This window comes from Curtobacterium sp. PhB25 (genome assembly GCF_004365375.1).
GTDB lineage: Bacteria > Actinomycetota > Actinomycetes > Actinomycetales > Microbacteriaceae > Curtobacterium.
In genome coordinates this window covers 22298-48785 of record NZ_SODR01000003.1, presented here as the reverse complement: position 1 = coordinate 48785, position 26488 = coordinate 22298, and the positions used below count along the sequence as shown (strand labels likewise).

Sequence of the window (26488 nt, the reverse complement as noted above, 5' to 3'; positions counted from 1 at the left end):
ATGATCATCGGCATCGGGGTCGACGTGGTGGACCTGGAGCGGTTCGAACGGGTGCTGTCGCGCACGCCGGCGATGCGTGCGCGGTTGTTCACCCCGGCCGAGCAGGTCCGCGACGGCGAACAACGGCCGATCGCGTCGCTCGCTGCGCGGTTCGCGGCCAAGGAGGCCCTGATCAAGGCGTTCGGCTCCAGTGCGGGGCTCAGCTGGCAGGACCTCGAGGTCGTGTCGGACGACCAGCGCAACCCGTCGCTGACGCTGCACCAACAGGCGCGACAGGTGGCGGATGCGCGTGGCGTGACGAGCGTGCACCTGTCGCTCTCGCATGATGGAGGCATCGCGACCGCGTTCGTGGTCCTGGAGGGAACAACGAAGTGAGTGCGTTCACCGGCATCACGGTCGATCGTGAAGCGCTGATCGAGAACTACGCGACGATCGCCGAGCAGGTCGCACCGGCCGGCGTCATCGCGGTCGTGAAGGCCAACGCCTACGGCCACGGCGCGCTCGACGCCGCACGGGCCTTCGTCGACGCCGGTGCCGAGTGGCTCGGCGTCGCGGACATCGACGAGGCCGTCGCGCTCCGTCAGGGCGGCATCGACGAGGACGTCCGGATCCTCGCGTGGTTGCACGCCCCCGACGAGGACTTCCGCCGGGCAGCGCAGTACGGCATCACCCCGGCGGTGTCGAGCGTCGAGCAGTTGTCCGCCGCTGCCGACTCCGAGGTCGGCGCCGTGCACATCTGCGTCGACACCGGCCTGAGCCGCAACGGTGCGGTCGAATCCGAGTGGACCGAACTCTTCGCGACCGCCGGGGCTCTCGCCCGTGGTGGCAACCGCACCCGTGTCGAAGGGCTGATGTCGCACCTGTCGAACGCGTCGCGCACGGACGACCTCGACCAGGACGCCGCACTGCAGCGCGCACTCGACGGCCTCGCCGCCAACGGCATCGTGCCCGACCTGGTGCACCTCGCCGCGAGCGCCGCGAGCATCGCCGTGCCGGAGACGCGCCGCGACCTGTCCCGCGTCGGACTCGCCCTGTACGGCCTGAGCCCGTTCACCGACCGCACGTCGGCCGACCTCGGCCTCCGTCCGGCGATGCGTGTGACCGCTGCCGTGCTCCGCACCGTCGACGTCCGCGCCGGCGAGGGCGTGTCCTACGGCTACACCTGGCGGGCGTCGACCGACACCCGCCTCGCCGTCATCGGTCTCGGGTACGCCGACGGTTTCGACCGCGACTTCGGCAACCGGGTGTCGGTCCGCATCGGCGACCGCACGTTCCCGGTGGTCGGCCGGGTCGCGATGAACGCCATGCACGTGGACATCGGCGACGCCGACGTCAGCATCGGCGACGAAGCCGTGCTCTGGGGCGACCCGGCGAACGGCGACCCCGCGGTCGAGGACTGGGCCGCCGCGATCGGCACCATCAACTACGAGGTGGTCGCCCGGGTCGGCCACAGCGTGCACCGGAGGACGACGTGAGCTCCGCACCCCTGCGCCAGGCACGGATCGACCTGGACGCCTACCGCGCGAACCTCGACCTGGTCCGCGAGTGGATGGACCCCGTCGCGGTCATGGCGATCATGAAGGCCGACGCGTACGGCCACGGTCTCGAGCCGATCGCGCTTGCCGCGGTGGACGCCGGCATCCGGTGGATCGGGGTGCTCACGGTCCCCGCGGCCCTGCGTCTGCGGTCGATCGGCGTCGGTGAGGACGTCCACCTCTTCACCTGGCAGCACGACCCCGCCCTGGACTTCCGCGACGCCATCGACTCCGCCGTCGACCTCGGTGTCTCGAACGTCCCGGAGCTACAGCGCGTCATCGACGCCGTCGACCAGCGACCCGCGCGCGTGCACCTCGGCTTCGACTCCGGGCTGCACCGCGACGGAGCGACCCCGGCGGCCTGGCCGGCGCTCGTGTCGCTCGCGCTGGACGCCCAGCGTGCCGGCCGCATCGAGGTCGTCGCGGCGTACACGCACCTGGCGGAGTCCTCGGACCAGGACGACGCCGACGCCGTGGCGCTCTTCGACGCCGCAGTGGAGCAGGCCGACGACCTCGGACTCGACCTCCCGATGGAGCACGTCGCCGCCTCGCTCGCCGGGTTGGAGCGCAAGGAGTTCCGCAAGGACATGGTCCGGATGGGCGCGAACCTGTTCGGCATCCCCGGCGCGGACGGTGTCTCGGCGGCCGACCTCGGGCTCGAACCCGTGATGACCCTGACGGCGTCGGTCGCGAAGACCAAGCGGGTGCCCGTCGACACCGGCGTCTCGTACGACTACACGTACCGCACCGCCTCGGAGACCACCCTCGCGCTCGTGCCCGTCGGGTACGCGGACGGCGTCCCCCGTCTGGCGCAGGGCCGCATCGAGGTGGCGATCGGCGGGAAGCGCTACCCGATCGCGGGCCGTGTCGCCATGGACCAGTTCCTGGTGGACGTCGGCGACGACGACGTGCAGACCGGCGACACCGTGACGCTGTTCGGCACCGGCGAGCACGACGAGATGACCGTCCTCGACTGGGGCCGTTCGCTCGGCACCATCGGCGAGGAGATCGTCTGCCGCATCGGGACCCGCGTGCCACGGTTCTACGAGGGCCACGACATCGAGGGACACGTCGGGGAGTACCTGCGGGGCGACCAGTCGTGACCGGCGCCGCTCGGGTCCTGCTGGACACCGCCGTCGACGGCACCGATGCGATGGGCCAGCTCGGGGCGCGGCTGGCCGCGGTCCTGCGTGCCGGGGACCTGGTCGTGCTCACCGGGCCGCTCGGCGCCGGCAAGACGACGCTGACCCGTGGCCTCGGCGCTGCCCTCGGCGCGCGTGGTCAGGTGTCGAGCCCGACCTTCGTCCTCGCCCGGACGCACCCCACCACCGTCGGCCCGGACCTGGTGCACGTCGACGCGTACCGGCTGTCCGACCCCGTCGAGCTCGACGACCTCGACCTCGACTGGGATGCGTCGATCGTCGTGGTCGAGTGGGGCCGCGGCATGGTCGACGGCATCAGTGACAGCGTGCTCGACGTCGAGATCACCCGTGCCACCGGAGCCGACGCGGCCGACCGCGGGGCCGACGACGACGTCGATCCCGACGACGTGACCGACGAGCCGCGCCGGGTCGTCGTCACCGCGACGGGCCCGCGCTGGACGGGCGTCGACCTCTGACTCTGCAGCGCGTGGACACCGGTGCGGTCGACGACCTCCGCACCTTCCTCGTCGGTGCCGACCTGACCGTCGCTGGTCTCGACCGTGCTGGCCTCGACCCTGCCGGTCTCGAGCCGACCGTCCGGCTGTGGGTCGACCGTGCCGACGACGGCCGCGTGGTCGGCAGCACCGGGTACGAGACGAGCGCCGACGGTGTCCACGTGCTCGTCCGCAGCGTGGCGGTGGCGCCGCACCTCCGGGGGCTCGGCCATGGCACCCGACTCGCACGCTTCGCCGTCGACCACGCCGCGACCACGGGCGCGCGACGGGCGTGGCTGTTCTCGCGGCGCTCCGGTCCGTTCTGGCAGTCGCTCGGGTTCACCCCCGCCGACCGTGACGACCTGGCGGCCGTGATGGCCGACACGCACCAGGTCCGGTCGTTCCGGCGGACCGGGCAGTTCGCGCACGAGGTCGCCTGGTCCCTCGACCTGACCGCAGTGTGAGCCGGCACGGCCTGGCGACAGCGGGCGTCCCGGTGCCGCCCAGCCGGCTCCGGGAGGATGCGGTGTGCCGACGCTCATCGTGACCGCCCACCCGGACCCCGACTCGCTCACCCACCACCTCGCGGCTCGCCTGCAGGACGCCCTGCCGGCCGGGACGGTCGAGACCGCCGACCTGGCGGCCGAGGGGTTCGACCCGCGGTTCACGCTGGCCGACCGGCACACCTACCGGACCGGTACGGACGCGCCGGCCGACGTCGTCGCCGAGCAGCAGCGCATCGACCGCGCCACCGACCTCGTCCTCGTGTTCCCGGTCTGGTGGTGGTCCGTGCCCGCGGTGCTCAAGGGGTGGATCGACCGCGTGTTCGTGAACGGCTGGGCGTTCGACGTCGACCCGCACGGCGGCATCCGTCGGGCGCTCGGACGGCTCACCGTCCACCTGGTGCCGATCGCAGGTGACGACGCCGACGTGTACGAACGGCACGGGTACGCCGAGGCGCTCCGGACGCAGGTCGAGCACGGGATCGTCGACTTCTGCGGTGCCCGCCGGGGCGCCACTGTGTTCGTGCACGACTCCGAGACCGAGGACGCCGAGGCCCGCGAGCGCGCGGTCGCCGCGGCGGTGGAGGGTGTCCGTCGGGCGGTCGTCGACCGTGAGCCGGCCGGCGCACGGTAGCCTCGCAGCAGATCTGGTGAGCGCGAACGGGGGGAACCATGCGCATCGTCCTCGACACCGGCGGCTTCAGCGACGTGGAGGTCGGCACGGTGGACCGTGACGACACCGAGTTGGTGTTCCGGTCGCCCGCAGGAGCGGTCGTGGCACGCCATCCGGTGACTGCCGTCGCCTGCCTGGACGTCCGGGCGACCGGCCCGCAGTCGACGCCGACGCCGGCGCCGGCCGTCGCCACGACGTCCGGAACGGACGAAGCACCGTCCCCGCTGGTGGTCCGGGCTGCACCGACCGGCAACCCGCAGGTCGACGCTGCTCGGCTCGACCGGCCCGCCGCCTACGCGCCGTGGACGCAGCAGGAGGACACTGGGCTCGAGGCGATGACGGCCGCGGGGATGTCCGTGGCGGACGTCGCGATCGTCCTGCGTCGCCAAGACGGCGGTGTGCGGTCCCGGCTGCGGCACCTCCGAGAAGCAGCGGACGAGGCCGCGACGCGTACGGGCGCGACGTCGCCCACCAGCACGGTCCGTTTCGACTAGCCGCCGCGCCTGGCTCCTGCGCCCCGCGGCCCCGGGACGGCTCAGCACATCGGGACCGTCTCGTGACGCTTCTGCCGCCAGGGGGGCGGTGCGTCCTCGCCGTTCCAGACCTGCACAATGCCCGAGTCGGCTGCGATGAGTGAGACCGCGAGCAGCGCACCCGTCACCCCGCCGAGCACGGTACCCGCCGTCAGCCCGATCAGGATGACGAGGCCGTGCAGGCTGTGTGTCCGGACGACAGCGAAGGACTCGCCTTCGCTCGTCGGGCGTTGGACCTCCTGCACGGGGCTTGAGGCGGATCGCGACGTCCAGTGATCCATCTGCAGAGCCGGGGCGACGCTCCCGAGACAGCATGACGGATCGAACGTCCCCGCGCTCCCCACGTGCGGGTGCTTGGAAGTTCGACCCGAAGTTATAGGGCGGAGGGTACTTTGCTTATGATGAGGAGATGCGCCGAGAAGACTTCCGTTCAGATCGGTTCGGCACACTCACGACGCGTCCGTTGTCCGAGTGGCCGCACGCCTACTTCTTGCCTGCACCCCTCCCACGCGAACTCGTCCTCGAGCCCGTGACGAACGCTGCGGTGTCACGCGCCGACATCGCCATCGGCCGGTTGGCCGGGCTCGGGCAGCTCGTGCAGGAGCCGGAACTGCTGCTCGGCCCATCCATGGCACAGGAAGCCCTTGCGAGCTCGCGGATCGAGGGCACAAAAGCGTCGCTGAGCGATGTGCTCAGCGTCGAGAACGACGACGAGATCCTGGACGACGACCTTCGTGAGGTCGACAACTACCTACGAGCGGCGCGCGAGGGCGTCGACCTCCTCGCGGACCTGCCGATCACGCAGCGGTTCATCTGCGCGCTGCACGAGACCCTCATGCGCGACGTGCGCGGCGACGAGAAGTCTCCTGGAGAGCTCCGCCGCTCGCCGGTCTGGATCGGATCACCGAACGCTCGGCCCGAAACCGCACGCTTCATCCCACCGCACCAGGACCACCTGCCGGACACGCTCGACGACTGGGAGCGGTTCGTGAACGGACGGTTGGACACGATGTCGGTGACCGTGAAGTGTGCGCTGCTGCACTACCAGTTCGAGACGATCCACCCGTTCCTCGACGGTAACGGCCGGATCGGCCGGCTCCTGATCGGTTTCTCGCTCATCGCGGACGGCATCCTGCCGGCGCCGATCCTGCACATCTCGGGCTACTTCGAACAGCACCGCACGGAGTACTACGAGCGGTTGCAGGCTGTCCGGGAGCGCGGGGAGGTGGACGAGTGGATCCAGTTCTTCGCGGAGGCGGTGACCGTCCGGGCGAACGACAGCGCCGAACGGATCCGGAAGCTCGTCGAGATCCGCGAGCGGTACCGCCTGGCCTCGCGAACGGAGCGTTCGGCCCTCCCTGGGCTCGTCGACGTGGTCTTCAGGAACCCGGTCGTGACGGTCACGTCCGTCCGGCGTGCGCTCGACGTCTCGCAGCCGACGGCCTCGTCCCTCCTCCGCCGCGCGGAGGAGTACGGCTGGCTCCGGTCGCTGGGGCGTTCGGGCCGAGGCGGACGCGAGCGGTGGCGTGCCGACGAGATCTGGAACGCGGTCGCTGGCAGCCTCGACGAGACCTGATCCCACCCCGCCTACGATGGACGGGTGCTCCTCGCCATCGACACCTCCGCCGGAACGTCCGTGGCCGTCGTCGACCCGGCCACCGGCACGCCCCTCGCCACCCGCGACACCGAGGACAGCCGCCGGCACGCCGAGGTGATCGGCCCGTTCCTGGCCGAGGCGCTCGCCGAGGCCGGCATCACCGGCGCGGACGTCACGGGCGTCGTCGCCGGCATGGGCCCCGGCCCGTTCACCGGTCTGCGCGTCGGGATCGCCGCCGCCCGCACCTTCGCCGCCGCGGTCGGCGTGCCCGTCCTGCCGCTCGTCAGCCACGACGCGGTCGCGGCCGACGAGCGCGACGGCCGACGGGACGGACCGTTCGTCGTCCTGACGGACGCCCGCCGGCGCGAGGTCTACTGGAGTGCGTACGACCAGACCGGCACGCGCGTTGCGGGTCCGGGTCTCGCCAGGCCGGCCGATCTCGACGAGGCGATCCGTGCCTCCCGGCCCGAAGCGGTGGGCTGGGACCGCGTGACGGCCCTGTCCATCCCTGCCTGGAGGCTCGGATCACTCGCCGCGGACCGCCTGCGGTCCGGCGCGGGGTTCGACCAGGACACCCCCCTCTACCTGCGGGAACCCGACGTCACGGTGCCGGGTGCGCCGAAGCGGGTGAAGCAGTGACGGTGCCGGACGGGCTCCGCCTGCGGCGGGCGCACCCGCAGGACCTCGACGACATCATGTGGCTCGAGCACGTCTCGTTCCCGACGGACGCCTGGTCGGCGTCGCAGATGTCGGGCGAGCTGTACTCGCCGCACGGGTACTACGTCGTCATCGAGACCGTCGACGACTCGGCCGCGCCGTCGGTCGTCGGGTACGCCGGACTGTCCTCGTTGGCGGGCAACCCGGTCGCCGACGTGCAGACCATCGCGGTCGCAGCCGAGCAGCGCGGCAAGGGACTCGGGCGGGTGCTCTTCACGGACCTCCTCGACGAGGCCCGTCGCCGCGGTGTGCGCGAGGTGTTCCTCGAGGTCCGCGCCGACAACCCCGTGGCGCAGTCGATGTACACGGCGTTCGGGTTCGAGCACATCGCGACCCGGCCCCGCTACTACCAGCCGGACGGCGTCGACGCGTGGGTGATGCGGGCGGAGCTGCCGGTCGCAGCAGACGCGGCGCCGACGCCGACGGCGTCGACCGTCGGCCCGATCGGACAGGAGGCGCTCGATGAGCGTGGCTGAACCACTGGTACTCGGCATCGAGACGAGCTGTGACGAGACGGGCGTGGGCATCGTGCGGGGGAGCACCCTGCTCGCGAACGTCATCGCGTCGAGCATGGACGAGCACGCCCGGTACGGCGGCGTCGTGCCCGAGGTCGCCGCGCGGGCCCACCTCGAGGCGATGACCCCGACGCTGCACGAGGCACTCGAGCGGGCCGGGGTCACCCTCGACGAACTCGACGCCGTCGCGGTCACCGCCGGGCCGGGGCTGGCGGGCGCGCTCATGGTCGGGGTCGGTGCCGCGAAGGCGCTCGCCGTCGCCACCGGCAAGCCCCTGTACGGCGTGAACCACCTGGTCGGGCACGTCGGCGCCGACGTCCTGCGCACGGACGGCAGCGACATCGAGCTGCCGACGATCGCGCTGCTGGTGTCCGGCGGGCACACCTCGCTGCTGCTCGTGAAGGACCTGGTCGGCGACGTCGAACTGCTCGGCGAGACCATCGACGACGCCGCGGGTGAAGCGTTCGACAAGGTCGCACGGCTGCTCGGCCTGCCGTACCCCGGCGGGCCGCAGATCGACCGCGCTGCAGCGGACGGCGACCCGAAGGCCATCCGGTTCCCCCGCGGCCTGACGCTGCCGAAGGACCTGGCCGCGCACCGGTACGACTTCTCGTTCTCCGGACTGAAGACCGCCGTCGCCCGCTGGGTCGAGCGCTGCCGCGACGAAGGGCGCGAGGTGCCCGTGGCCGACGTCGCGGCGAGCTTCCGAGAAGCCGTCGTCGACGTCCTGCTGACCAAGGCCCTGAACGCGTGCCGCGCCACCGGCGTGGACCGGCTCCTGCTCGGTGGCGGTGTGGTCGCGAACGCTCGGCTACGGCAGGTCGCCGAGGAGCGGTGCGCCGCTGCGGGGGTGCAGCTGCGGATCCCGCCGTTCGACCTGTGCACGGACAACGGCGCCATGATCGCTGCCGTCGGCGCACGCCTGGTCGCCGAGGGGCACGCGCCGAGCGACCTCGGGATCGCGGCCGACTCGACGTTGCCGGTGACGACCGTCCAGGTCTGAACCGTCCGGGCTCCGACCGGTCGGCCCTCGGGTGCCTGTGGGAGGATTCACGTGGCGTCGGAGAGACCGGGCGCCGAGAGGGGTGGACGGTGTCCGATCAGAACGAGTGGCCGAAGCCGGGCGAGACGACGCCGGGCGGTACGACCGGCGGGCAGCCCGAGGGGACGCCCGCACCGGATGCACCGCAGGCCCCCGACGCACCCCAGGCCCGGTCGGCTCCCGAGCAGCCGCAGCAGTCCAACCCGTACGGGCAGCAGCAGCCGTCGAACCCGTACGCGGCACCGCAGCAGCCGAACCCCTACGGCCAGCCCCAGCAGTCCAACCCGTACGGCCAGCCGCAGCCGTCGAACCCGTACGCGGCTCCGCAGCAGCCGCAGCAGAACCCGTACTCGGCACCGCAGGCGCCGCAGGACCCGTACGGTGCCGCCCAGAACCCGTACGGTCAGCAGAGCCCGTACGCGCAGCAGCAGGGCGGCCAGAACCCCTACGCGCAGCCGCAGCAGCAGCCGTACGCGCCCGCGGGTGCCTACGGTGCGACGGGCTACCAGCCCTACGCGCAGCGCCCGAAGACGAACACCCTGGCGATCCTGTCGATCGTGTTCGGTCTCGCCGCCGTCCCGATGTGGTTCATCGCGATCCTGCTCGGCCCCGCCGGCGCGATCCTCGGCCACGTCGCGCTCGGCAAGATCAAGCAGAACGGTGAGGCCGGCCGAGGGCTCGCCCTGACCGGCATCATCGCCGGCTGGGTGATGACCGGCGTCTGGCTGATCTGGATCGCCTTCATCATCTTCCTCGGCGTGATCGGCCAGAGCTCGTACTCCGACTACGGCTACGACTCGGGGACCGGCGCGTTCCTCAGCTGAGCCGCTCGCACAGGATCGCGGTGTGCCGGCCCTCCAGCCGGGTGAGCACGAGGGTCACACGACCGGTCCCGCGCAGCCGCAGGCGCTTGCGGAACTGCGCCGGGTCGACGTCGACGCCGCGCTTCTTGATCTCGACGGTGCCGATGCCGTCGGCGGCGAGCCGCGCTGACAGGCGCTTCACGTCGAGCGGCATGGTGTCGAGCACCCGGAAGCCCTGGGCGAAGGGCGTCGACACGGCACGGTCCGAGGTGACGTACGCGATCCCGTCGGAGAGCATGTGGCCGTCCAGGGTGCGGGCGAGGTCGCCGATGAGCCGTGCGCGGATGACGGCGCCGTCCGGCTCGTACAGGTAGGAACCGAGCGGCCCCACCTCGGCGTCCTCGGAGTCTGCCGGGCCGGTCATCTCGGCGATGCCGTGTGCACCGATGACGGTCGCCGCTCGGCGGATCCCCGGCCGGGCGAGGGGTCCGAACCACAGCGCGAGCTCGACGACCTCGCGGTCGACGGACGTCCACTGCGCCTCGGCGGTGTCCGGGATCAGGTCGCGGTCGATGCCCGGCCCGAGCTTCACGCCGGTCGGCGTCGTCGTCGCGGTGGCGAACACGGTGTCCAACGAGGGTGACCAGTCGTCCGGGTCGGCCAGCCGGCGGGTGTCGGAGTGGCCGGAGGTCCGACGTGCGGGGTCCATCCAGATGCCGTCGACGCGCGAGACGTCGAACGAGGCCGCGTCGCCCAGTTCGACCCGGGCGTTCGGCCACACCGCGAGGTTGTGCGTGGCGACCGCCGCGGTGACCTCGTCACGGTCGACCGCCGTGACGTCGAGGTCGAGGGCCGCCATCGCCATCGCGTCGCCGCCGATCCCGCACCCGAGGTCGGCGACCCGGGTCAGCCCGGCAGCGGCGAAGCGCCCGGCGTGCTGCGCGGCGACCTGCAGGCGGGTGGCCTGCTCGAGTCCGGCCTCGGTGAAGAGCATGCGTCCGGCGAAGTCGCCGAACTTGCCACGGGCCTTCTGCCGGAGCTTTGCCTGGGTCAGGACCGCCGCGACGAGCTGCGGGTCGTGCCCCTCGGCACGGAGCCGCGACACCACCCGGACGATCTCGCCGCCGTCCGAGACGCCGGGGGTACGGTCGAGCAGGGCCATCCCGTCGGGGGTCAGCAGTGCGGCGAGTTCGGCGGCTTCCATGTCCCGATCCTCCCAGGTGCTGGATGTTCCCCTGATGTGCTGGCACTCGGATTGACCGAGTGCCAGTGTCCCCCTAGAGTTGGCGTTGGCACTCTCCTGTGCGTAGTGCCAACCCGGTTTTCATCTGTACCGAGTCCGTACCGAGAAAGAAGAGGTCACCGTGGCCGTCAGCATCAAGCCGCTCGAGGATCGCATCGTCATCCGCCAGGTCGAGGCGGAGCAGACCACTGCATCCGGTCTGGTCATCCCCGACACCGCGAAGGAGAAGCCCCAGGAGGGCGAGGTCGTCGCCGTGGGCCCCGGTCGCATCGACGACAACGGCAACCGCGTCCCGCTGGACGTCGCCGTGGGTGACAAGGTCATCTACTCCAAGTACGGCGGAACCGAGGTCAAGTACTCGGGCGAGGACCTGCTGGTCCTGTCGGCCCGCGACGTCCTCGCGGTCGTCGTCAACTGAGTCCAGTACTCCACGCGAACGCCCCGTTCGGCCTGTCGGCCGGCGGGGCGTTCGTGCGTCTGCGGGCTTCCGGCGGGTCCGTCGCGTGCACGTGCTCCGACCGGGAGGCCCGTGGCACGCCCGGCCCGTCGGTGGCCGTTCCTAGGATGGTTCCGTGAGTGAACCGAGTCCCGCGCGACCCGTCCGCAGCGAGGCATCCGTCGGCGTGGTGCAGGCGATCATCGCGTACGGGCTCTGGGGCCTCATGCCCCTGCTCTTCGCGGCGATGGCCCCGGCCGGCGCGTTCGAGATCGTCGCCTGGCGGATCGTCTTCGGGCTGGTGTTCTGCGCGGTCGCGATCGCCGTCACCCGCTCGTGGCTCCGGACCCGCACCCTGATGGCGCAGCGCCGGGTGATGGCCGTGATGGGGCTCGCCGCGGTCCTCATCCTGGTGAACTGGACCGTGTACGTCCTGGCGACCACGACCGGCCACACGGTCGAGGCCGCCCTCGGGTACTTCATCAACCCGCTCGTGACGATCGCGCTCGGCGTCGTCGTGCTCCGCGAACGCCTGCGGCCGGCGCAGTGGGCCGCGGTCGGCATCAGCGTCGTGGCGGTCGTCGTGATCGCCGTCGGCTACGGGCAGGTGCCGTGGATCTCGCTCGTGCTGGCGTGCTCGTTCGGCCTGTACGGCCTGGTGAAGAAGCGGGTCGGCGGCACGGTCGACGCGCTGAGTGGTCTGACGATCGAGACCGTGTGGCTGCTGCCGATCGCGGTCGTGGCGCTGGTCGTGCTCGGCGCGACGGGGCTCGGCGGCGGCGTGACGTTCACGAGCGAGGGCTGGGTGCACGTCCTCGTGACGGTGCTCACGGGTCCGGCGACGGCGGTCCCGCTCCTGCTGTTCGCCTCGTCGGCGCGGCGGGTGAGCCTGTCGACCCTCGGGCTGACGCAGTACCTCGCGCCCGTGATGCAGTTGCTCGTCGGTGTGGTGGTGCAGCACGAGGCGATGCCGCCCGCGCGCTGGTTCGGCTTCGGCATCGTGTGGTTGGCGCTCGTGGTGCTGACGGCGGACTCGTTCGTCGCCGCGCGGGCGTCCCGTCGCCGAGCGCTCGCACCTGCTCCGGCCGAGCCCGCCTGACGGACGCACCCCGGGCCTCCCGTCCGCCCGTCCCACACGCGAAAGCGACAGTTCCCTGCGGATGATCCGCAGGGAACTGTCGCTTTCGTGAGGTGGAGCCGGTGCCCTACTTCTTGACCGCGCCCTGGATGGCGCTCTGGTAGACGGGCTTGTTGTCGCCGTCGAACTTGTAGATGCCGATGTAGGCGCTCGACGGGTCGTTGTTGTCGTCGAACGGACCGATGCCGGACGGGCCGGTGTAGTGGATGTCCTTGCCGTCGTCGAGGAGCGCGACGCACTCCTTGAACGTGGCGCACTCGGTGCCGCCGTCCGCTCCGGAGACCGCGGCCATGTTGGCCTGGATCGTGCCCGAGTCGGTGCCCTTGCCCTTCACCGCAGCGAGCGCGGCGAGGACGGTGGCGTCGTAGGACTCCGCCGCGTACGAGTAGTCGGCGAGCGTCTTGTTCGACGAGTCCTTGTAGAAGGCGGACAGCTGCTTCTTGAAGTCGTCCTTCGGCGAGGCACCGGGGATGGTGCCCTGGGCGCCGGTCAGGGTGCCCTTGTCGAAGTCCTTCGAGTAGTCGGCCGTGTTGCCGTCGGACATGTAGATCTTCGCCGTGTTCCCCTGCGAGACGAGCTCCGGGATGATCGACTTCGTCTCGTCGAAGGCCAGGACGACGATCGCGTCCGGCTTGGCTGCGAGTGCGGCCGTCACCTCGGACGAGAACGTGGTCTGACCGGGCGGGAACTCCTGGCCCTCGCCCTTGCCGCCGTAGACGACCTGGCCACCCGAGGCCTCGACCGCGGACTGCACCGAGTTGCGGAGGCCCGTGCCGTAGGTGTCGTTGAAGACGAGGAACGCGACCTTGGCGTTGCCGTCACCGGTCACGAGCTGACCGAGCGCCGAGCCCTGCACCGAGTCCGGCGGAGCGGTCCGGTAGTAGTACGACGAGTAGCCGGACAGGTCGCTCGCGGTGTTCGCGGGCGAGATCTCGACGATGCAGTTGCTGGTGAGCTGGTCGATGACGTTGAGCGTGACCGACGAGGACTCGGCACCGATCGCGACCGGGACCTTCGCGTTCACGAGCTTCGTCGCGGCCGAGCTCGACACGGTCATGTCGTTGCTGTCGCCCGAGTCCGTCGCCGGGTCGATGGTGACGTCCTTGTCGAGGACGCCGCCCGCGGCGTTGATGTCCTTCACCGCGAGGCCGACGCCGGACTCGGCCGGCGGGTTCAGGTACGCCAGCGAACCGGTGAGCGGCAGGATCGTGCCGATCTTCAGCGCATCGGTGCTGGGGGTGTCGGGGGCCTTGCAACTGGCGGCGGGGTCCTTCTTCGCATCGCTCGACGCCGAGCTGGAAGGGGAGTCGCCGCTGCTGGTGGTGGAACACGCGGCGAGCAGGACGGCTGCTGCGCCTGCCAACGCCAGTGCCGTGGTGGCACGGGTGGTTCTGATCATCCGTGGAGCCCTTTCTCTGCGCGGAGGCCGTGCCGCTTCGGGTCGAACGCGGCGCCTCCACTGGATGTCGAGAAACGTAGGGTCCCGGTGTTTCGCCCGTGTGACGGGGCGGTACGGAAAGTGTTTCGTTACCGAGCCGTGATCGTTTCTGTGCGGAGGATCAGGGATCGGCGAGCCGCGCAGCCCGCGCGTCAGCCGTCGAGTTCAGCCACGGAACGCAGCACGCAGAACTCGTTGCCCTCCGGATCGGCGAACACCACCCACCCACCGTCGTCGTGTCGGAGGTCCGCGAGTTCGGTCGCACCGATGCCCCGCAGCCGCTCCACCTCGGCATCGCGCGTGCGGTCGGTGGGACGCAGGTCGAAGTGGATCCGGTTCTTCACGGACTTCGCCTCGGGCACCTGGATGAACAGCACCTGGTGCGAGCCGTCGGGAGCGGTGATCATGCACTCCTCGTGCCCGGGGCCGTTCGGGTCGTCGGCGATGTCGACGTAGCCGAGGACCTGCTTCCACCACTCCGACAGAGCGAAGGCGTCACGGCAGTCGATCGTGGTGTGGGAGACGGCGCTGACCATGCCGTGACACTACTGCCGGCAGACGACGACCGCCCCGCTCCGGTGGGGAGCGGGGCGTTCGGGGTGCAGTCGGCTCAGCTGCGGTAGTTCGGTGCCTCGACGACCATCTGGACGTCGTGCGGGTGCGACTCCTTGAGCCCGGCAGCCGTGATGCGGACGAACTTGCCGCGGGCCTTGAGCTCCGGGACGGTCCGGCCTCCGACGTAGAACATCGACTGCCGGAGTCCACCGGTGAGCTGGTACACGACGTTGCCGACCGAGCCGCGGTAGGGCACCTGGCCCTCGATGCCCTCGGGGATCAGCTTGTCGTCGTTGGGGACGTCCGCCTGGAAGTAGCGGTCCTTCGAGTACGAGGTCTTCTTGCCGCGGGTCTGCAGTGCGCCCAGGGAGCCCATCCCGCGGTACGCCTTGAACTGCTTGCCGCCCACGAAGACCAGGTCGCCGGGGGACTCGTCCGTGCCGGCCAGCAGCGAACCGAGCATGACGGTGTCGGCACCGGCCACCAGGGCCTTGGCGATGTCGCCCGAGTACTGCAGGCCACCGTCGGCGATGATCGGCACGCCGGCCTCGCGCGCGGCGAGGGACGCCTCGTACACGGCGGTGACCTGCGGGACGCCGACGCCGGCGACGACGCGGGTGGTGCAGATCGAGCCGGGTCCGACGCCCACCTTGACGGCGTCGACACCGGCGTCGATGAGCGCCTGCGCACCGGCACGCGTCGCGACGTTGCCGCCGATGACGTCGATGTCCGCGAAGGACGGGTCTGCCTTGAGGCGGCGCACCATGTCGAGCACGCCTTCGCTCTCGCCGTTGGCGGTGTCGACCACGAGCACGTCGACGCCCGCGTCACGCAGGGCCTCGGCACGCTGCCAGGCGTCGCCGAAGAAGCCGATCGCGGCACCGACGCGCAGTCGGCCCTCGTCGTCCTTGGTGGCGTCCGGGTACTGCTCGCTCTTGTCGAAGTCCTTGACGGTGATGAGGCCGCGGAGCTTGCCCTCGGCGTCCACCAGCGGGAGCTTCTCGATCTTGTGCTGCGCGAAGATCGCGATGGCTTCTTCGGGGTCGATGCCCTCCATCGCGGTGATCAGCGGCGCCTTGGTCATGACGTCGCGCACGAAGGTGGTCGACTGCTCGAACGTCGCCACGAACCGCATGTCGCGGTTGGTGATGATGCCGACGAGGGTGCCGTCCGCTTCGACCACGGGCAGGCCGGAGACCCGGAATTGCCCGCAGATCGCGTCGACCTCGGCCACGGTGGCGTCCGGGGTGGTGGTCACCGGGTTGGTGATCATGCCCGACTCGGAGCGCTTGACCTTGTCGACGTAGGCCGCCTGGTCCTCGATGGAGAGGTTGCGGTGGAGGATCCCGATGCCACCCTGCCGCGCCATGGCGATGGCCATGCGGGCTTCGGTGACGGTGTCCATCGCTGCGGAGAGCAGCGGGACGTTGACGGAGATCCGCCTGGTGAGCCGGGACGCGGTGGACGCCTCGCTCGGGATGACGTCGGTGTGCCCCGGCAGGAGCATGACGTCGTCGTACGTGAGTCCGATGAATCCGAACGGATCCGGCTGGTCCATGGGTCCCCTTCGTGGGCGAGTGAAGTGGTCGAGACACCGAGAACGCAACGGCGGGTTCCGGATAGGACATGGTAACGCGCGTGGGCCGTCCCGCTATTCCGCGTTCCGCCTGGGAGAACGGATCGCGGCTCTCCTCCACACAGGTCACGGTTGCGCGACGACTCACAGCGGGAACGAGTTGGAAACACGGGTGTCACACAATCCCCATAGCGTCACTCGACATCCGAACGAGAGGCTCTTCCGTGGGATCCATCACTCCTCCGGGACGGGCGCAGCCGCGCCTGTTCCGCCTCCGCCAGGCCCGGCGACGACCGGTCTTGGCGGCCGTGCTCGTCGCCGCGTTCCTGGCGACCTTCCTGATCGACTGGGCGGTCACCCTGCCGGCCTTCAGTGCCACGTCGGCACCGGCGACCAGCCAGGCCTGCACCGTCAGCCCGACGAACGGGTGCATCCAGGGCACGATCACCGACTCCGAGCGGGAACCGGCCGACGACGTCGACGTCGACGTCGACGGGCCCGGCGGCTTCGCCGAGACCGCCACCACGAACGCCGACGGCCGCTGGTCGGTCAGCGTCGACGAGGCCGGCGAGTACACCGTGAGCGTCGACCAGGACACCCTGCCGAAGGGCCAGTACCTGACGAACGCGGCGGACGCGGAACGCAAGGTCCAGGCGACCCTGAACGCCAACGTCGGGCAGATCTTCCAGCTGTCCGACCAGAAGGGCGCCACGACCACGACGGACTCGTCGAGCGTCAGCCCGCAGCGGGCCTGGCAGCAGTTCGCCTCGGGGATCCGCCTCGGCCTGCTCATCGCGCTGGCGTCGATCGGCCTCTCGCTCATCTACGGCACGACGGGGCTGTCGAGCTTCTCGCACGGCGAGCAGGTCACCCTCGGCGGGCTGCTGGCCTACGTGTTCGCGAACCAGCTCGGCTGGAACATCTGGGTGACCGGCATCGTCGTCACGCTGCTGTGCGCGGCGACCGGGTACCTGCAGGACGCCGGGATCTGGCGGCCACTGCGGCGCAAGCGGATCAGCCTCACGCAGCTCATGATCGTGACGATCGGTCTGTCGATCGCCGCCCAGTACGCGTTCCAGTACTTCTTCGGCGCCGCGACCGTCCGAATCCAGCAGGGCAACCCCGAGACCGTCCGGTTCGCCGGGGTCACGCTCACGGTGCAGTCCTACGTGGCGATGGGCATCGCGCTGGTCGTCCTGATCGCCACCGGCCTGTTCCTGGCGAAGACCCGCTTCGGCCGGGCCACCCGCGCAGTGTCGGACAACCCGGCGCTCGCCGCGGCGTCCGGCATCGACGTCGACCGGGTCATCCGGTTCGTGTGGACCCTCGCCGCCGGTCTCGCCGGCCTGTCCGGCGTGATGCTCGGCCTTGTGCTGAACGGCGTGAACTGGCAGACCGGCCTGCAGCTGCTCCTGCTCATGTTCGCCTCGGTGACCCTCGGTGGTCTCGGCACGGCCTACGGCGCGCTGGTGGGGTCGATGATCATCGGCGTCGTCGTCGAGCTCACGAACCTCGTGCTCCCCGGTGACTTCAAGTACGCCACCGCCCTCGTCATCCTCATCCTCATCCTGCTGTTCCGGCCGCAGGGCATCTTCGGCCGCGCCGAGCGGGTCGGCTAAGGGAGCACGCGCATGGACTACATCCTCAACCTGCTGTCCTCGCTCACCCAGGAGGCCCTCGCCCCGACCACGGCGGCGTTCGCCCTGGCGGCCATCGGACTGAACGTGCACTTCGGCCTGACCGGGCTCGTGAACATGGGGCAGGCGGCGTTCCTGCTGCTCGGCGCCTACGGCTTCGCGATCTCGATCACGAACGGGCTGCCGTTCGTGATGGCCGTGCTCATCGCCCTGCTCGTCGCCATCGTGTTCGCGATCATCCTCGGCGTTCCCACGTTGCGGCTCCGCGGCGACTACCTGGCGATCGTGACGATCTCCGGCGCCGAGATCATCCGCATGGTCGGCCGCTCCAGCCTGCTGACCACGACGACGGGTGGCTCCAACGGCATCACCGGATCGAGCTACCGCGACCCGTTCACCGCCCTGAGCCCGCTGCCGGACGGCACCACGACCATCCTCTGGTTCACCTACGCGAACAACGGCGTCAACGGCTGGTGGATCCGCATCGCCGCCTGGGCCCTCGTCGCGCTGTTCACCTTCGTGCTCTTCCTGCTCATGCGCAGCCCCTGGGGCCGTGTCCTGAAGGCGATCCGCGAGGACGAGGACGCCGTCCGCTCCCTCGGCAAGAACGTCTACTCGTACAAGATGCAGGCGCTCGTCTTCGGTGGTGCGCTCGGAGCGCTGGCGGGGATCATCTACGTCCTGCCGAGTTCGGTGCAACCGGACGCCATGGGCCGCTCGATGACGTTCTTCATCTGGACGGCGCTCATCCTCGGCGGTGCCGCGACGGTGTTCGGTCCGGTGCTCGGCGCAGTGCTGTTCTTCGTCGTCCGGCTCTTCATCCGCACCCTGGCCGGCGACTTCATCCCCGACTCGATCATGAACGCCCAGCAGGCCGAGCAGTTCTCGTACGTGCTCGTCGGCGTCGCGCTCATGCTCCTGATCGTGTTCCGACCACAGGGCCTGCTCGGCAACAAGAAGGAGCTGACGTTCAGTGTCTGAGACCTACGGCTACACGAAGGCCGACCCGATCCTCACGGTCGACGGCGTCACCCGGCACTTCGGCGGCATGACCGCCGTGGACGTCGACCACCTCGAGGTCCAGCGCGGCTCCATCACCGCCCTGATCGGCCCGAACGGCGCCGGCAAGACGACCTTCTTCAACCTGCTGACCGGCTTCGACAAGCCCAGCCCCGGTGCCAGGACGCAGTTCAACGGCGCCACGCTGCAGAAGACCAGCGCGACCCACATCGCCAACCGCGGCATGGTCCGCACCTTCCAGCTGACGAAGGCGTTGTCGCGGCTCACCGTGATGCAGAACATGCTGCTCGGCGCCCGCGACCAGCCCGGCGAGAACTTCTTCGCCGCGCTGATCAAGCCGGTGTGGGCGAAGCGCGAGCGGGAGATCACCGCGAAGGCCGAGGACCTCCTCGCCCGCTTCAAGCTCGACGACAAGGCGGACGACTACGCCGGGTCGCTGTCGGGCGGCCAGCGGAAGCTCCTCGAGATGGCCAGGGCACTGATGTCCGACCCGACGATGATCATGCTCGACGAGCCGATGGCGGGCGTGAACCCCGCGCTGACCCAGTCGCTGCTCGGGCACATCCAGTCCCTGCGCGACGACGGCATGACCGTGCTGTTCGTCGAGCACGACATGCACATGGTCCGGCACATCTCGGACTGGGTGGTCGTGATGGCCGAGGGCAAGGTCGTCGCCGAGGGCCCGGCCGACACCGTGATGGACGACCAGGCGGTCATCGACGCGTACCTGGGCGCGCACCACGACACCGACCTGGGTGACGACTCGCTCCTCACCGAGGAGACCTTCGAGGAACTGGCGGAGGAAGTCGCGGAAGAAGACGCGGCGGACGCAGCAGCAGAGGAGAAGACCCGATGACGGACGCAGTCGACCCCACGAACGCGAGCAGCGCCTCCAGTCCGGAAGCGCCGAAGGCGAGCACCGCCACGCTGGAACGCGAGCCGGTGCTGAGCGCGAAGAACCTCGTCGCCGGCTACCTGCCGGGGGTGAACATCCTGAACGGCTGCGACCTGGACTGCTACCCCGGTGAGCTGATCGGGATCATCGGGCCGAACGGCGCGGGCAAGTCCACGCTGCTCAAGGCCCTGTTCGGTCTCGTGTCGATCCGCGAGGGGTCGGTCACGTTGCAGGGTGAGGACATCACGAACCTCAAGGCGAACAAGCTCGTGCAGGCCGGCGTCGGCTTCGTCCCGCAGACGAACAACGTGTTCCCGTCGCTGTCCATCGAGGAGAACCTGCAGATGGGGCTGTACCTGCGGCCCCGCAAGTTCGCGGAGCGCCTCGAGGTCATCTACGACCTGTTCCCGGTGCTCGCGCAGCGCCGCGGCCAGCGGGCGGGGTCCCTGTCCGGCGGTGAGCGGCAGTCGGTCGCCATGGCGCGTGCGCTGATGATGGACCCGAAGGTGCTGCTGCTCGACGAGCCGAGTGCCGGGCTGTCCCCGGTGCGGCAGGACGAGACGTTCCTGCGGACCCGCCGGATCAACAAGGCCGGTGTGTCGATCGTCATGGTGGAGCAGAACGCGCGACGCTGTCTGCAGATCTGCGATCGTGGGTACGTGCTCGACCAGGGGAGGAACGCGTACTCGGGCACGGGGAAGGAACTCGCGGACGACCCGAAGGTCATCGAGCTGTACCTCGGGACGCTCGCCAAGGACGTCGACGCGGGGCGCTAGCGCACTGTGTCGACTGCGGGTACCGCTGTGGGGGTGGTATCCGCGACGGGTGGGGCCGTGCGTGGTCGCTTCGCGCCGCACGGCCCCGCTCCTGCGTGCGGTCGTCTGTTGGCCCGCCCCGGTGCGTGGCCGGCTCCGGTTCTGCCGGGAGGCCCGCCCCGCGTCCGCCGGGTCGGTATCGTTCCGCAGGTGCAGAGACTGTCGGCGGGCGCGATGGACGCCCTGGTGTGGGTGGTCTTCATCGCGCTGTTCGTCGGTGCGGCGCTGCTCGTGAAGGTGGCGGCTGCGCTCCTGGTCGTGCTCGTGGTGCTCGCGCTCCTGCTCGGCTTCGTGCTGCGGGTGCTCCGCAAGCGACGCCGGACCCCGCGCCGCCCCCGCTGACCGCGCCCCGCCGTCCGGTCCGCACCGTCCGGTCCGTGCACGCCCCCGGACCTGCCCGGTAGGCTTGCCGGGTGAGCGAAGTCGAGATCGGTGCAGGCAAGCGCGGACGTCGGGCGTACGCGTTCGACGACATCGCGGTGGTCCCCTCCAGGCGCACGCGTGACCCGCGCGACGTCAGCGTGCAGTGGTCGATCGACGCGTTCACCTTCGCGTCGCCGATCCTCTCCGCGCCGATGGACTCCGTGTCCTCGCCGGCCACGGTCATCCAGATGGGCAAGCTCGGCATCCTGGGCGTCCTCGACCTCGAGGGGCTGTGGACCCGCTACGAGGACCCGACGCCCTACTACGACGAGATCAAGTCGCTCACCGACGGCAACGTCACCAAGCGCATGCAGGAGATCTACTCCGAGCCGATCAAGCCGGAGCTGATAACCGCGCGCCTGGCCGAGATCCGTGCCGCCGGGGTGCCGGTCGCCGGCTCGCTCAGCCCGCAGCGCACGCAGGAGTTCTCGAAGACGGTCGTCGACGCCGGTGTCGACCTGTTCGTCATCCGCGGCACGACGGTCTCGGCCGAGCACGTGTCGCAGAACGAAGAGCCCCTCAACCTCAAGAAGTTCATCTACGAGCTCGACGTCCCGGTGATCGTGGGCGGTGCCTCGACGTACACGTCGGCGCTGCACCTCATGCGCACGGGTGCTGCCGGTGTCCTCGTCGGCTTCGGCGGCGGCGCTGCGTCCACCACGCGTGCCGCGCTGGGCATCCACGCGCCGATGGCCACCGCGGTCGCCGACGTCGCGGGTGCTCGTCGTGACTACCTCGACGAGTCGGGTGGCCGCTACGTGCACGTCATCGCCGACGGCGGTCTCGACACCGCCGGCGACGTCGTCAAGGCGATCGCGGTCGGTGCGGACGCCGTCATGCTCGGCACCGCGCTCGCCCGTGCCACCGAGGCACCGGGTGGCGGGTTCCACTGGGGTGCCGAGGCGCACCACCCGGAGCTGCCCCGCGGCCGCCGGGTCGAGGTGGGCACGATCGCCCCGCTCGAGAACGTGCTGAACGGCCCGACCCCGACGTTCGACGGCCGCGCCAACCTCGTCGGTGCGCTGCGCCGCTCGATGGCGACGACCGGATACTCCGACGTCAAGGAGTTCCAGCGAGTAGAAGTGGTCGTGGCGCCGTACCACCAGTGATCCTGGTGGCACCCGCGCACCGACGCGGGTGACGCTTCGGCGCCGACCGTGACCCGGAGGCGACGATGGCGAAGTCCAGCACCACGAAGCAGACCAGTTCGGCCGGACGTCCTGGCGACGTCGTGCCGGGGGCGGGGTTCGACCCCGCGGCCAAGCTCGGCCCCGACGAACGCGCGGCGGCGATCGAGACCCTCAAGACGAAGGAACTCGACGTCCTGGTCGTGGGCGGCGGCATCGTCGGTGCGGGCAGTGCGCTCGACGCCGTCACCCGCGGCCTGACCGTCGGCATCGTCGAGGCCCGTGACTGGGGCTCCGGCACGTCGAGCCGTTCGTCGAAGCTCGTGCACGGTGGCATCCGTTACCTGGAGCAGTTGAACTTCGGGCTCGTGCGCGAGGCCCTCATCGAACGCGGTCTGCTGCTGCAGCGGATCGCCCCGCACCTGGTGAAGCCGGTGCGCTTCCTGTACCCGCTCAACCACCGCGTGTGGGAGCGGTTCTACATCGGCATCGGCATGGCGATGTACGACGCCTTCAGTTGGTCCGGCGGTCGTCCGCCCGGGGTCCCGCACCACCGGCACCTCAGCCGCACGCAGGTTCTCCGTTCCATGCCGTCGCTCAAGAAGGACGCCTTCGTCGGCGGCATGACCTACTACGACGCCCAGGTCGACGACGCCCGCTACGTCGCCTCGCTCGTCCGCACCGCGGCATCGTACGGCGCCCATGCGGCGAGCCGCATCCGGATCGAGGGCTTCATCAAGGTCGGGGAGCGCGTGGTCGGCGCCCAGGCCCACGACATCCAGACCGGCGAGCGCTTCGAGATCCGCGCGAAGCAGGTCGTGAACGCCACGGGCGTCTGGACGGACGACACCCAGGCGATGATCGGCACCCGCGGGCAGTTCAAGGTGCGGGCGTCGAAGGGCGTGCACCTCGTCATCCCGCGCGACCGGTTCCAGTCGAACATGGGCATGATCCTGCGCACCGAGAAGAGCGTGCTGTTCGTGATCCCGTGGGGCCGGCACTGGCTGGTCGGCACGACCGACACCGACTGGTACCTCGACAAGGCGCACCCGGCGGCGACCGCGGCCGACATCGACTACATCCTCGAGCACGTCAACAAGGTGCTCCGCGTCCCGCTCACCCGTGAGGACGTCGAGGGCGTCTACGCCGGGCTCCGTCCCCTGCTGGCGGGGGAGTCCGACCAGACCTCGAAGCTGAGCCGCGAGCACGTGGTGGCGCACACGGTGCCCGGGCTCGTCGTGGTCGCCGGCGGCAAGTGGACGACCTACCGGGTGATGGGCAAGGACGCCATCGACGAGGCCGTCGCCGCGATGGACGGCAAGATCCCGGCGTCGACGACCGAGGACATCCCACTGCTCGGGGCCGAGGGCTACCCGGCCGCGTGGAACCGTCGCGCACGGACCGCCCGCAGCTTCAACGTGCACAAGGTCCGCATCGAGCACCTGCTGAACCGCTACGGCACCCTGGCCACCGAGGTGCTGCAGCTCGTCGAGCAGGACCCTGCCCTGGCCGAGCCGCTGCCGGGAGCCGACGACTACATCGGTGCCGAGGTCGTGTACGCCGCCTCGCACGAGGGGGCCCTGCACCTGGAGGACGTCCTCGCCCGCCGCACCCGCATCTCGATCGAGGCCTGGGACCGTGGTGAGTCGGCGGCCCCGGTCGCCGCGAAGCTCATGGCCGACGTGCTCGGCTGGGACCAGGAGACCACCGAGCACGAGGTGTCGAACTACCTGAAGCGTGTGGCCGCGGAACGCGAGTCGCAGCTGCAGCCCGACGACGAGAGCGCGGACCGGGTGCGGCTCGAGGCACCGGACATCGCGTTCGGTTTCGACGAGGACGACGTCGTCGTGGGCGGCGGCCGCAGCAGCGGCGCGGAGGGCGCGAAGGCGTCCGACGAGCAGGTCGTGGGGGAGAAGACGAGCGAGCCGGAGTAGCGACCCGCGTTGCGGACGGGGCCACGGGCCTCTCCCCACCGGCACGGCCGTGACACCGCTGGCGCGTCGCCCCGGAACCGGCGGCGTGGGCCCAGACCGGGAACTCCGGACGGGAGGCCCGTGGCGCGTCCGTCAGACGGCCAGCGTCCCCGACACGGTGCGGCCACGGCGTCGCTCGCCGGCGACGAGCACGACGGGGATCGCGAGCAGCGCGACGAGGCTGGTGACGTAGAGGACACCGGCCCAGATGGTGTGGTCCTCGCCGCCGATGCCGTAGCCGTCGGCCACGTCCATCCCGAGCTGGAAACCGGAACCGAACACCTGGACGGCGCCGGCGGCCACGATCGCCAGCAGCCAGGCGGCGGCGACGTGTGCCGTCGTCCGCCGGACCAGCGTCACGATCAGGACCGTGACCGCCAACGCGATGCCGACCGCCGCGATGACGAGTACTGTCACGACGTCGGTCCGCACCTGGTACCCCTGCGCGTCGAGGTGACCGTAGATCGCACCGAGCGACTGCCCCGGCACCGCGCCGAGCGGATCGAGCACGAGCGCGTTGAGCGCCAGCAACCCCGCGTACAGCGTGACGACCAGCGTCCCGACGACCCCGACGACGATCCGAGTTCTCCCCATCCACAGAACAGTAGCGACCGGAATGCGCGGGGCCGTGCGGTGGTTAGCATGGGCGTACTCGAAAAGGGAGCCATCATGGTCGACGTCCATCGCGTCAAACTCCCCGGAGTCGGCGTGCTGCACAGCTTCTACACCGACGACGGTGGCAAGTGCGGTGTCATCACGCACCGGTCGGGTCACTCCGACCTCATCTCGTTCGCCGACGTCTCCGACGGCGCGGACAAGTCCGAGAAGGTCTCGCTGCGCCTCAGCGAGGACGAGGCGCACACCCTCGCCGAACTCCTGGGCGGCACCCGGATCACCGAGGGCCTCGACAAGCTCGACGAGATCCCCGGGCTGTCCATCGACTGGTTCTCGGTCGACTACGACGACGCGATCGCCGGCAAGCCGCTCGGCGACCTGCACGACTCCGGCTTCATCGGCCTGACCGTCGTGGCCGTCGTCCGTGGCGACAGCGCCAACCCGGCACCCTCGCCGGACTTCGTCGTCTTCCCCGGTGACACCATCGTCGTCGCCGGTTCCCCCGAGAAGGTCGCCAAGGCCTTCTCCTTCTACCGCAGCGGAGAGCTTGCGGCCGCATCGGCCGAGGCCCCGCGGAAGAGCTAGCGCATGCACCTGGGCGGTGAACTGCTCACCATCGGTGTGCTGTTCGTCATCGCCTACGTGCTCGGGCGGCTCGGCAAGACCATCGGTCTGCCGGCGATCCCGATCTACATGATCGTCGGGCTCATCGCGAGCCCGCACACGCCGTGGATCGGCCTGAACGTCGAGTCGCACACGATCGAGCTCATCGCGACGTTCGGGCTCATCCTGCTGCTGTTCAACCTCGGGTTGGAGTTCGACCAAGAGGAGTTCTACGGCAACGCCGGCAAGCTCCTGGTGTCCGGCGGCACCTACGTCGTCATCAACATGGGCGTCGGGTTCGCGTTCGGGTTCTCGCTCGGCTGGGGCACCCGTGAAGCCCTGATCATCGCTGGCATGACGGCCACCTCGTCGAGCGCGATCGTGACGAAGCTCCTCATCGAGCTGCGACGACTCGCGAACGACGAGACCCCGATGATCCTGGGCGTCACGGTCATCGAGGACGTCTTCATCGCCGTCTACCTGGCGATCGTCTCCGTCGTGCTGTCCGGCGACACCAACGCCTGGGCCGTCGTCGGCAAGCTCGCGCTCGCGTTCGGCTTCCTCATCGTGATGTTCACGCTCGCCCGGTTCGCCGGCAAGTGGGTGTCGAAGATCTTCGCGACGCGTGACGACGAACTCTTCACGGTGCTGTTCTTCGGGCTCGCCGTGATGTTCGGTGGCATCGGCGACCTGCTCGGCGTGACCGACGCCATCGGCGCGTTCGTCATCGGGCTGCTCTGCGGCGCCACCCGGTACCGCGACCGCATCGAACAGCTCGCCCTGCCGATGCGTGACGTCTTCGCCGCGTTCTTCTTCGTGAACTTCGGCCTCGGCCTCGACCTGTCGACCTTCGGCGAGGTGCTCTGGCCGGTCCTCGGTGCGATCGGCATGACGGTCGTGCTCAACGCGGTCGCCGGGCAGATCGTCGCGCGCATGAACGGCTTCAACGTCCAACAGGGGATCAACACTGCCGTCATCCTGGTGAACCGTGGCGAGTTCGCGCTGATCCTCGCGACGCTCTCGGCTGCCGCCGGACTGGAGGCCCGGATCACCGCGTTCGCGGGCCTCTACGTCCTCGTCATGGCGATCCTCGGGCCGCTGCTCGCGGTGAACTCGGAGCGGATCGGCCGCCTCGTGGTGCGCCCCGCCCGCCTCGCCCGCCTGCGCGGACGACTCGGTGGTCGCCGTGCGGTCGCTGCGGCTGCCGCCGCCGAGGCAGCAGAGGCCGAGGAGGCCGAGGCAGCGTCCGCCGCCGCGGTCCGCCGTGCCGAGCGGGACCGCCAGTTCGCGGAGGAGTTCGCGCTCGTGGAGGCCGCTGGCAGGGACGAGCAGGAGAATGGGTCACCGGAGGCGACCGACGAACCCGTCACGTCGCCCGTCGAGATCCCCACCGAGCGCCCTGAGCGTCCGGTCCGACAGCGCGATCCGGAGTACTGATAC

General features: G+C 70.3%; 29 protein-coding genes. 23 read left to right on the top strand and 6 right to left on the bottom strand.

Features of this window, described 5'->3' with window-relative positions; genetic code table 11:
• From EDF51_RS06995 to EDF51_RS06965, 7 genes are all read left to right on the top strand, one after another.
• Positions 1–375 (top strand): holo-ACP synthase, encoded by a 375-nt coding sequence (locus EDF51_RS06995; protein ID WP_123293157.1) that lies wholly within the window; start codon positions 1–3, stop codon positions 373–375.
• On the top strand, positions 372–1475 hold the full coding sequence (gene alr, locus EDF51_RS06990) for an alanine racemase (protein WP_134194341.1): 1104 nt from the start codon (positions 372–374) through the stop codon (positions 1473–1475). The genes EDF51_RS06995 and alr (EDF51_RS06990) overlap by 4 nt, the downstream gene beginning before the upstream one ends.
• The gene (gene alr / locus EDF51_RS06985) at positions 1472–2638 is read left to right on the top strand and encodes an alanine racemase (protein WP_166673506.1); all 1167 of its coding nucleotides are present in this window, start codon (positions 1472–1474) and stop codon (positions 2636–2638) included. Before alr (EDF51_RS06990) ends, alr (EDF51_RS06985) begins: the two co-directional genes overlap by 4 nt.
• Positions 2635–3153 (top strand): tRNA (adenosine(37)-N6)-threonylcarbamoyltransferase complex ATPase subunit type 1 TsaE, encoded by a 519-nt coding sequence (tsaE, locus tag EDF51_RS06980; protein ID WP_235035784.1) that lies wholly within the window; start codon positions 2635–2637, stop codon positions 3151–3153. The genes alr (EDF51_RS06985) and tsaE overlap by 4 nt, the downstream gene beginning before the upstream one ends.
• 11 nt (positions 3154–3164) lie before the next feature.
• Complete coding sequence (locus EDF51_RS06975) at positions 3165–3635, top strand: GNAT family N-acetyltransferase (RefSeq protein ID WP_134194339.1); 471 nt, start codon at positions 3165–3167, stop codon at positions 3633–3635.
• A gap of 64 nt (positions 3636–3699) precedes the next feature.
• Positions 3700–4308, top strand: coding sequence for an NAD(P)H-dependent oxidoreductase (locus EDF51_RS06970; RefSeq protein WP_134194337.1), 609 nt, complete (start codon positions 3700–3702; stop codon positions 4306–4308).
• 38 nt (positions 4309–4346) lie between these two features.
• A complete protein-coding gene (locus EDF51_RS06965; RefSeq protein WP_131845964.1) occupies positions 4347–4841 on the top strand; it encodes a hypothetical protein in 495 nt (164 codons plus the stop codon).
• A 41-nt stretch (positions 4842–4882) separates the two neighbouring features.
• Here EDF51_RS06965 and EDF51_RS06960 read toward each other — a convergent pair whose 3' ends face one another.
• Positions 4883–5125: a hypothetical protein gene (locus EDF51_RS06960; protein WP_131845965.1), complete on the bottom strand. Its 243-nt coding sequence runs from the start codon at positions 5123–5125 to the stop codon at positions 4883–4885.
• A 164-nt stretch (positions 5126–5289) separates the two neighbouring features.
• Here EDF51_RS06960 and EDF51_RS06955 point away from each other — a divergent pair, with 164 nt between their 5' ends.
• From EDF51_RS06955 to EDF51_RS20410, 5 genes are all read left to right on the top strand, one after another.
• Positions 5290–6456, top strand: a complete 1167-nt coding sequence (locus tag EDF51_RS06955; RefSeq protein ID WP_134194336.1) for a Fic/DOC family N-terminal domain-containing protein — start codon at positions 5290–5292, stop codon at positions 6454–6456.
• A gap of 24 nt (positions 6457–6480) precedes the next feature.
• On the top strand, positions 6481–7116 hold the full coding sequence (gene tsaB / locus EDF51_RS06950; RefSeq protein WP_111083432.1) for a tRNA (adenosine(37)-N6)-threonylcarbamoyltransferase complex dimerization subunit type 1 TsaB: 636 nt from the start codon (positions 6481–6483) through the stop codon (positions 7114–7116).
• Positions 7113–7670 carry a ribosomal protein S18-alanine N-acetyltransferase gene (rimI, locus tag EDF51_RS06945; protein WP_243837089.1) on the top strand — a complete coding sequence of 186 codons (558 nt, stop codon included), beginning with the start codon at positions 7113–7115 and terminating at the stop codon, positions 7668–7670. Before tsaB ends, rimI begins: the two co-directional genes overlap by 4 nt.
• Entirely contained in the window at positions 7657–8712 is a 1056-nt protein-coding gene (tsaD, locus tag EDF51_RS06940) for a tRNA (adenosine(37)-N6)-threonylcarbamoyltransferase complex transferase subunit TsaD (protein WP_134194335.1), read from the top strand. Before rimI ends, tsaD begins: the two co-directional genes overlap by 14 nt.
• An 89-nt stretch (positions 8713–8801) precedes the next feature.
• The gene (locus EDF51_RS20410) at positions 8802–9575 is read left to right on the top strand and encodes a DUF4190 domain-containing protein (protein WP_134194334.1); all 774 of its coding nucleotides are present in this window, start codon (positions 8802–8804) and stop codon (positions 9573–9575) included.
• On the opposite strand, the gene EDF51_RS06930 is transcribed toward EDF51_RS20410, so the two are convergent.
• Complete coding sequence (locus EDF51_RS06930; RefSeq protein ID WP_134194333.1) at positions 9568–10758, bottom strand: class I SAM-dependent methyltransferase; 1191 nt, start codon at positions 10756–10758, stop codon at positions 9568–9570. The two genes, EDF51_RS20410 and EDF51_RS06930, sit on opposite strands and share 8 nt — an antisense overlap.
• Positions 10759–10918: 160 nt before the next feature.
• Between EDF51_RS06930 and groES the strand changes: the two genes are divergently transcribed.
• Positions 10919–11215 carry a co-chaperone GroES gene (groES, locus tag EDF51_RS06925; RefSeq protein ID WP_110893972.1) on the top strand — a complete coding sequence of 99 codons (297 nt, stop codon included), beginning with the start codon at positions 10919–10921 and terminating at the stop codon, positions 11213–11215.
• A 154-nt stretch (positions 11216–11369) separates the two neighbouring features.
• Complete coding sequence (rarD, locus tag EDF51_RS06920; protein WP_185094108.1) at positions 11370–12332, top strand: EamA family transporter RarD; 963 nt, start codon at positions 11370–11372, stop codon at positions 12330–12332.
• 106 nt (positions 12333–12438) lie between these two features.
• Here rarD and EDF51_RS06915 read toward each other — a convergent pair whose 3' ends face one another.
• From EDF51_RS06915 to guaB, 3 genes are all read right to left on the bottom strand, one after another.
• A complete protein-coding gene (locus EDF51_RS06915) occupies positions 12439–13770 on the bottom strand; it encodes an ABC transporter substrate-binding protein (RefSeq protein ID WP_123936943.1) in 1332 nt (443 codons plus the stop codon).
• 191 nt (positions 13771–13961) lie between these two features.
• Complete coding sequence (locus EDF51_RS06910) at positions 13962–14345, bottom strand: VOC family protein (RefSeq protein ID WP_123293171.1); 384 nt, start codon at positions 14343–14345, stop codon at positions 13962–13964.
• Positions 14346–14419: 74 nt separating this feature from the next.
• Complete coding sequence (guaB, locus tag EDF51_RS06905; RefSeq protein ID WP_134194331.1) at positions 14420–15922, bottom strand: IMP dehydrogenase; 1503 nt, start codon at positions 15920–15922, stop codon at positions 14420–14422.
• A gap of 242 nt (positions 15923–16164) precedes the next feature.
• On the opposite strand from guaB, the gene EDF51_RS06900 reads away from it, so the two are divergent.
• The 7 genes from EDF51_RS06900 (at position 16165) to EDF51_RS06870 (ending at position 23791) form a co-directional block, all read left to right on the top strand.
• Positions 16165–17559: a branched-chain amino acid ABC transporter permease gene (locus tag EDF51_RS06900; protein WP_243837088.1), complete on the top strand. Its 1395-nt coding sequence runs from the start codon at positions 16165–16167 to the stop codon at positions 17557–17559.
• Between the two features lie 12 nt (positions 17560–17571).
• Positions 17572–18558 carry a branched-chain amino acid ABC transporter permease gene (locus tag EDF51_RS06895; RefSeq protein ID WP_123293176.1) on the top strand — a complete coding sequence of 329 codons (987 nt, stop codon included), beginning with the start codon at positions 17572–17574 and terminating at the stop codon, positions 18556–18558.
• Positions 18551–19453 carry an ABC transporter ATP-binding protein gene (locus EDF51_RS06890; protein ID WP_123293178.1) on the top strand — a complete coding sequence of 301 codons (903 nt, stop codon included), beginning with the start codon at positions 18551–18553 and terminating at the stop codon, positions 19451–19453. Before EDF51_RS06895 ends, EDF51_RS06890 begins: the two co-directional genes overlap by 8 nt.
• Positions 19450–20268 (top strand): ABC transporter ATP-binding protein, encoded by an 819-nt coding sequence (locus tag EDF51_RS06885; RefSeq protein ID WP_123293180.1) that lies wholly within the window; start codon positions 19450–19452, stop codon positions 20266–20268. Before EDF51_RS06890 ends, EDF51_RS06885 begins: the two co-directional genes overlap by 4 nt.
• A gap of 189 nt (positions 20269–20457) precedes the next feature.
• Positions 20458–20649: a hypothetical protein gene (locus tag EDF51_RS06880; RefSeq protein WP_123936942.1), complete on the top strand. Its 192-nt coding sequence runs from the start codon at positions 20458–20460 to the stop codon at positions 20647–20649.
• A gap of 71 nt (positions 20650–20720) precedes the next feature.
• Positions 20721–21839, top strand: coding sequence for a GuaB3 family IMP dehydrogenase-related protein (locus EDF51_RS06875; protein WP_123293181.1), 1119 nt, complete (start codon positions 20721–20723; stop codon positions 21837–21839).
• Positions 21840–21904: 65 nt separating this feature from the next.
• The gene (locus tag EDF51_RS06870) at positions 21905–23791 is read left to right on the top strand and encodes a glycerol-3-phosphate dehydrogenase/oxidase (protein ID WP_123293182.1); all 1887 of its coding nucleotides are present in this window, start codon (positions 21905–21907) and stop codon (positions 23789–23791) included.
• A gap of 132 nt (positions 23792–23923) precedes the next feature.
• On the opposite strand, the gene EDF51_RS06865 is transcribed toward EDF51_RS06870, so the two are convergent.
• On the bottom strand, positions 23924–24424 hold the full coding sequence (locus tag EDF51_RS06865; protein ID WP_131877626.1) for a hypothetical protein: 501 nt from the start codon (positions 24422–24424) through the stop codon (positions 23924–23926).
• Between the two features lie 75 nt (positions 24425–24499).
• Here EDF51_RS06865 and EDF51_RS06860 point away from each other — a divergent pair, with 75 nt between their 5' ends.
• Together EDF51_RS06860 and EDF51_RS06855 are read left to right on the top strand one after the other, a co-directional pair.
• Entirely contained in the window at positions 24500–25030 is a 531-nt protein-coding gene (locus EDF51_RS06860; RefSeq protein WP_071260110.1) for a TrkA C-terminal domain-containing protein, read from the top strand.
• Between the two features lie 3 nt (positions 25031–25033).
• Positions 25034–26485, top strand: coding sequence for a cation:proton antiporter (locus EDF51_RS06855; RefSeq protein ID WP_132099123.1), 1452 nt, complete (start codon positions 25034–25036; stop codon positions 26483–26485).
• The last annotated feature ends 3 nt before the right edge of the window (positions 26486–26488 follow it).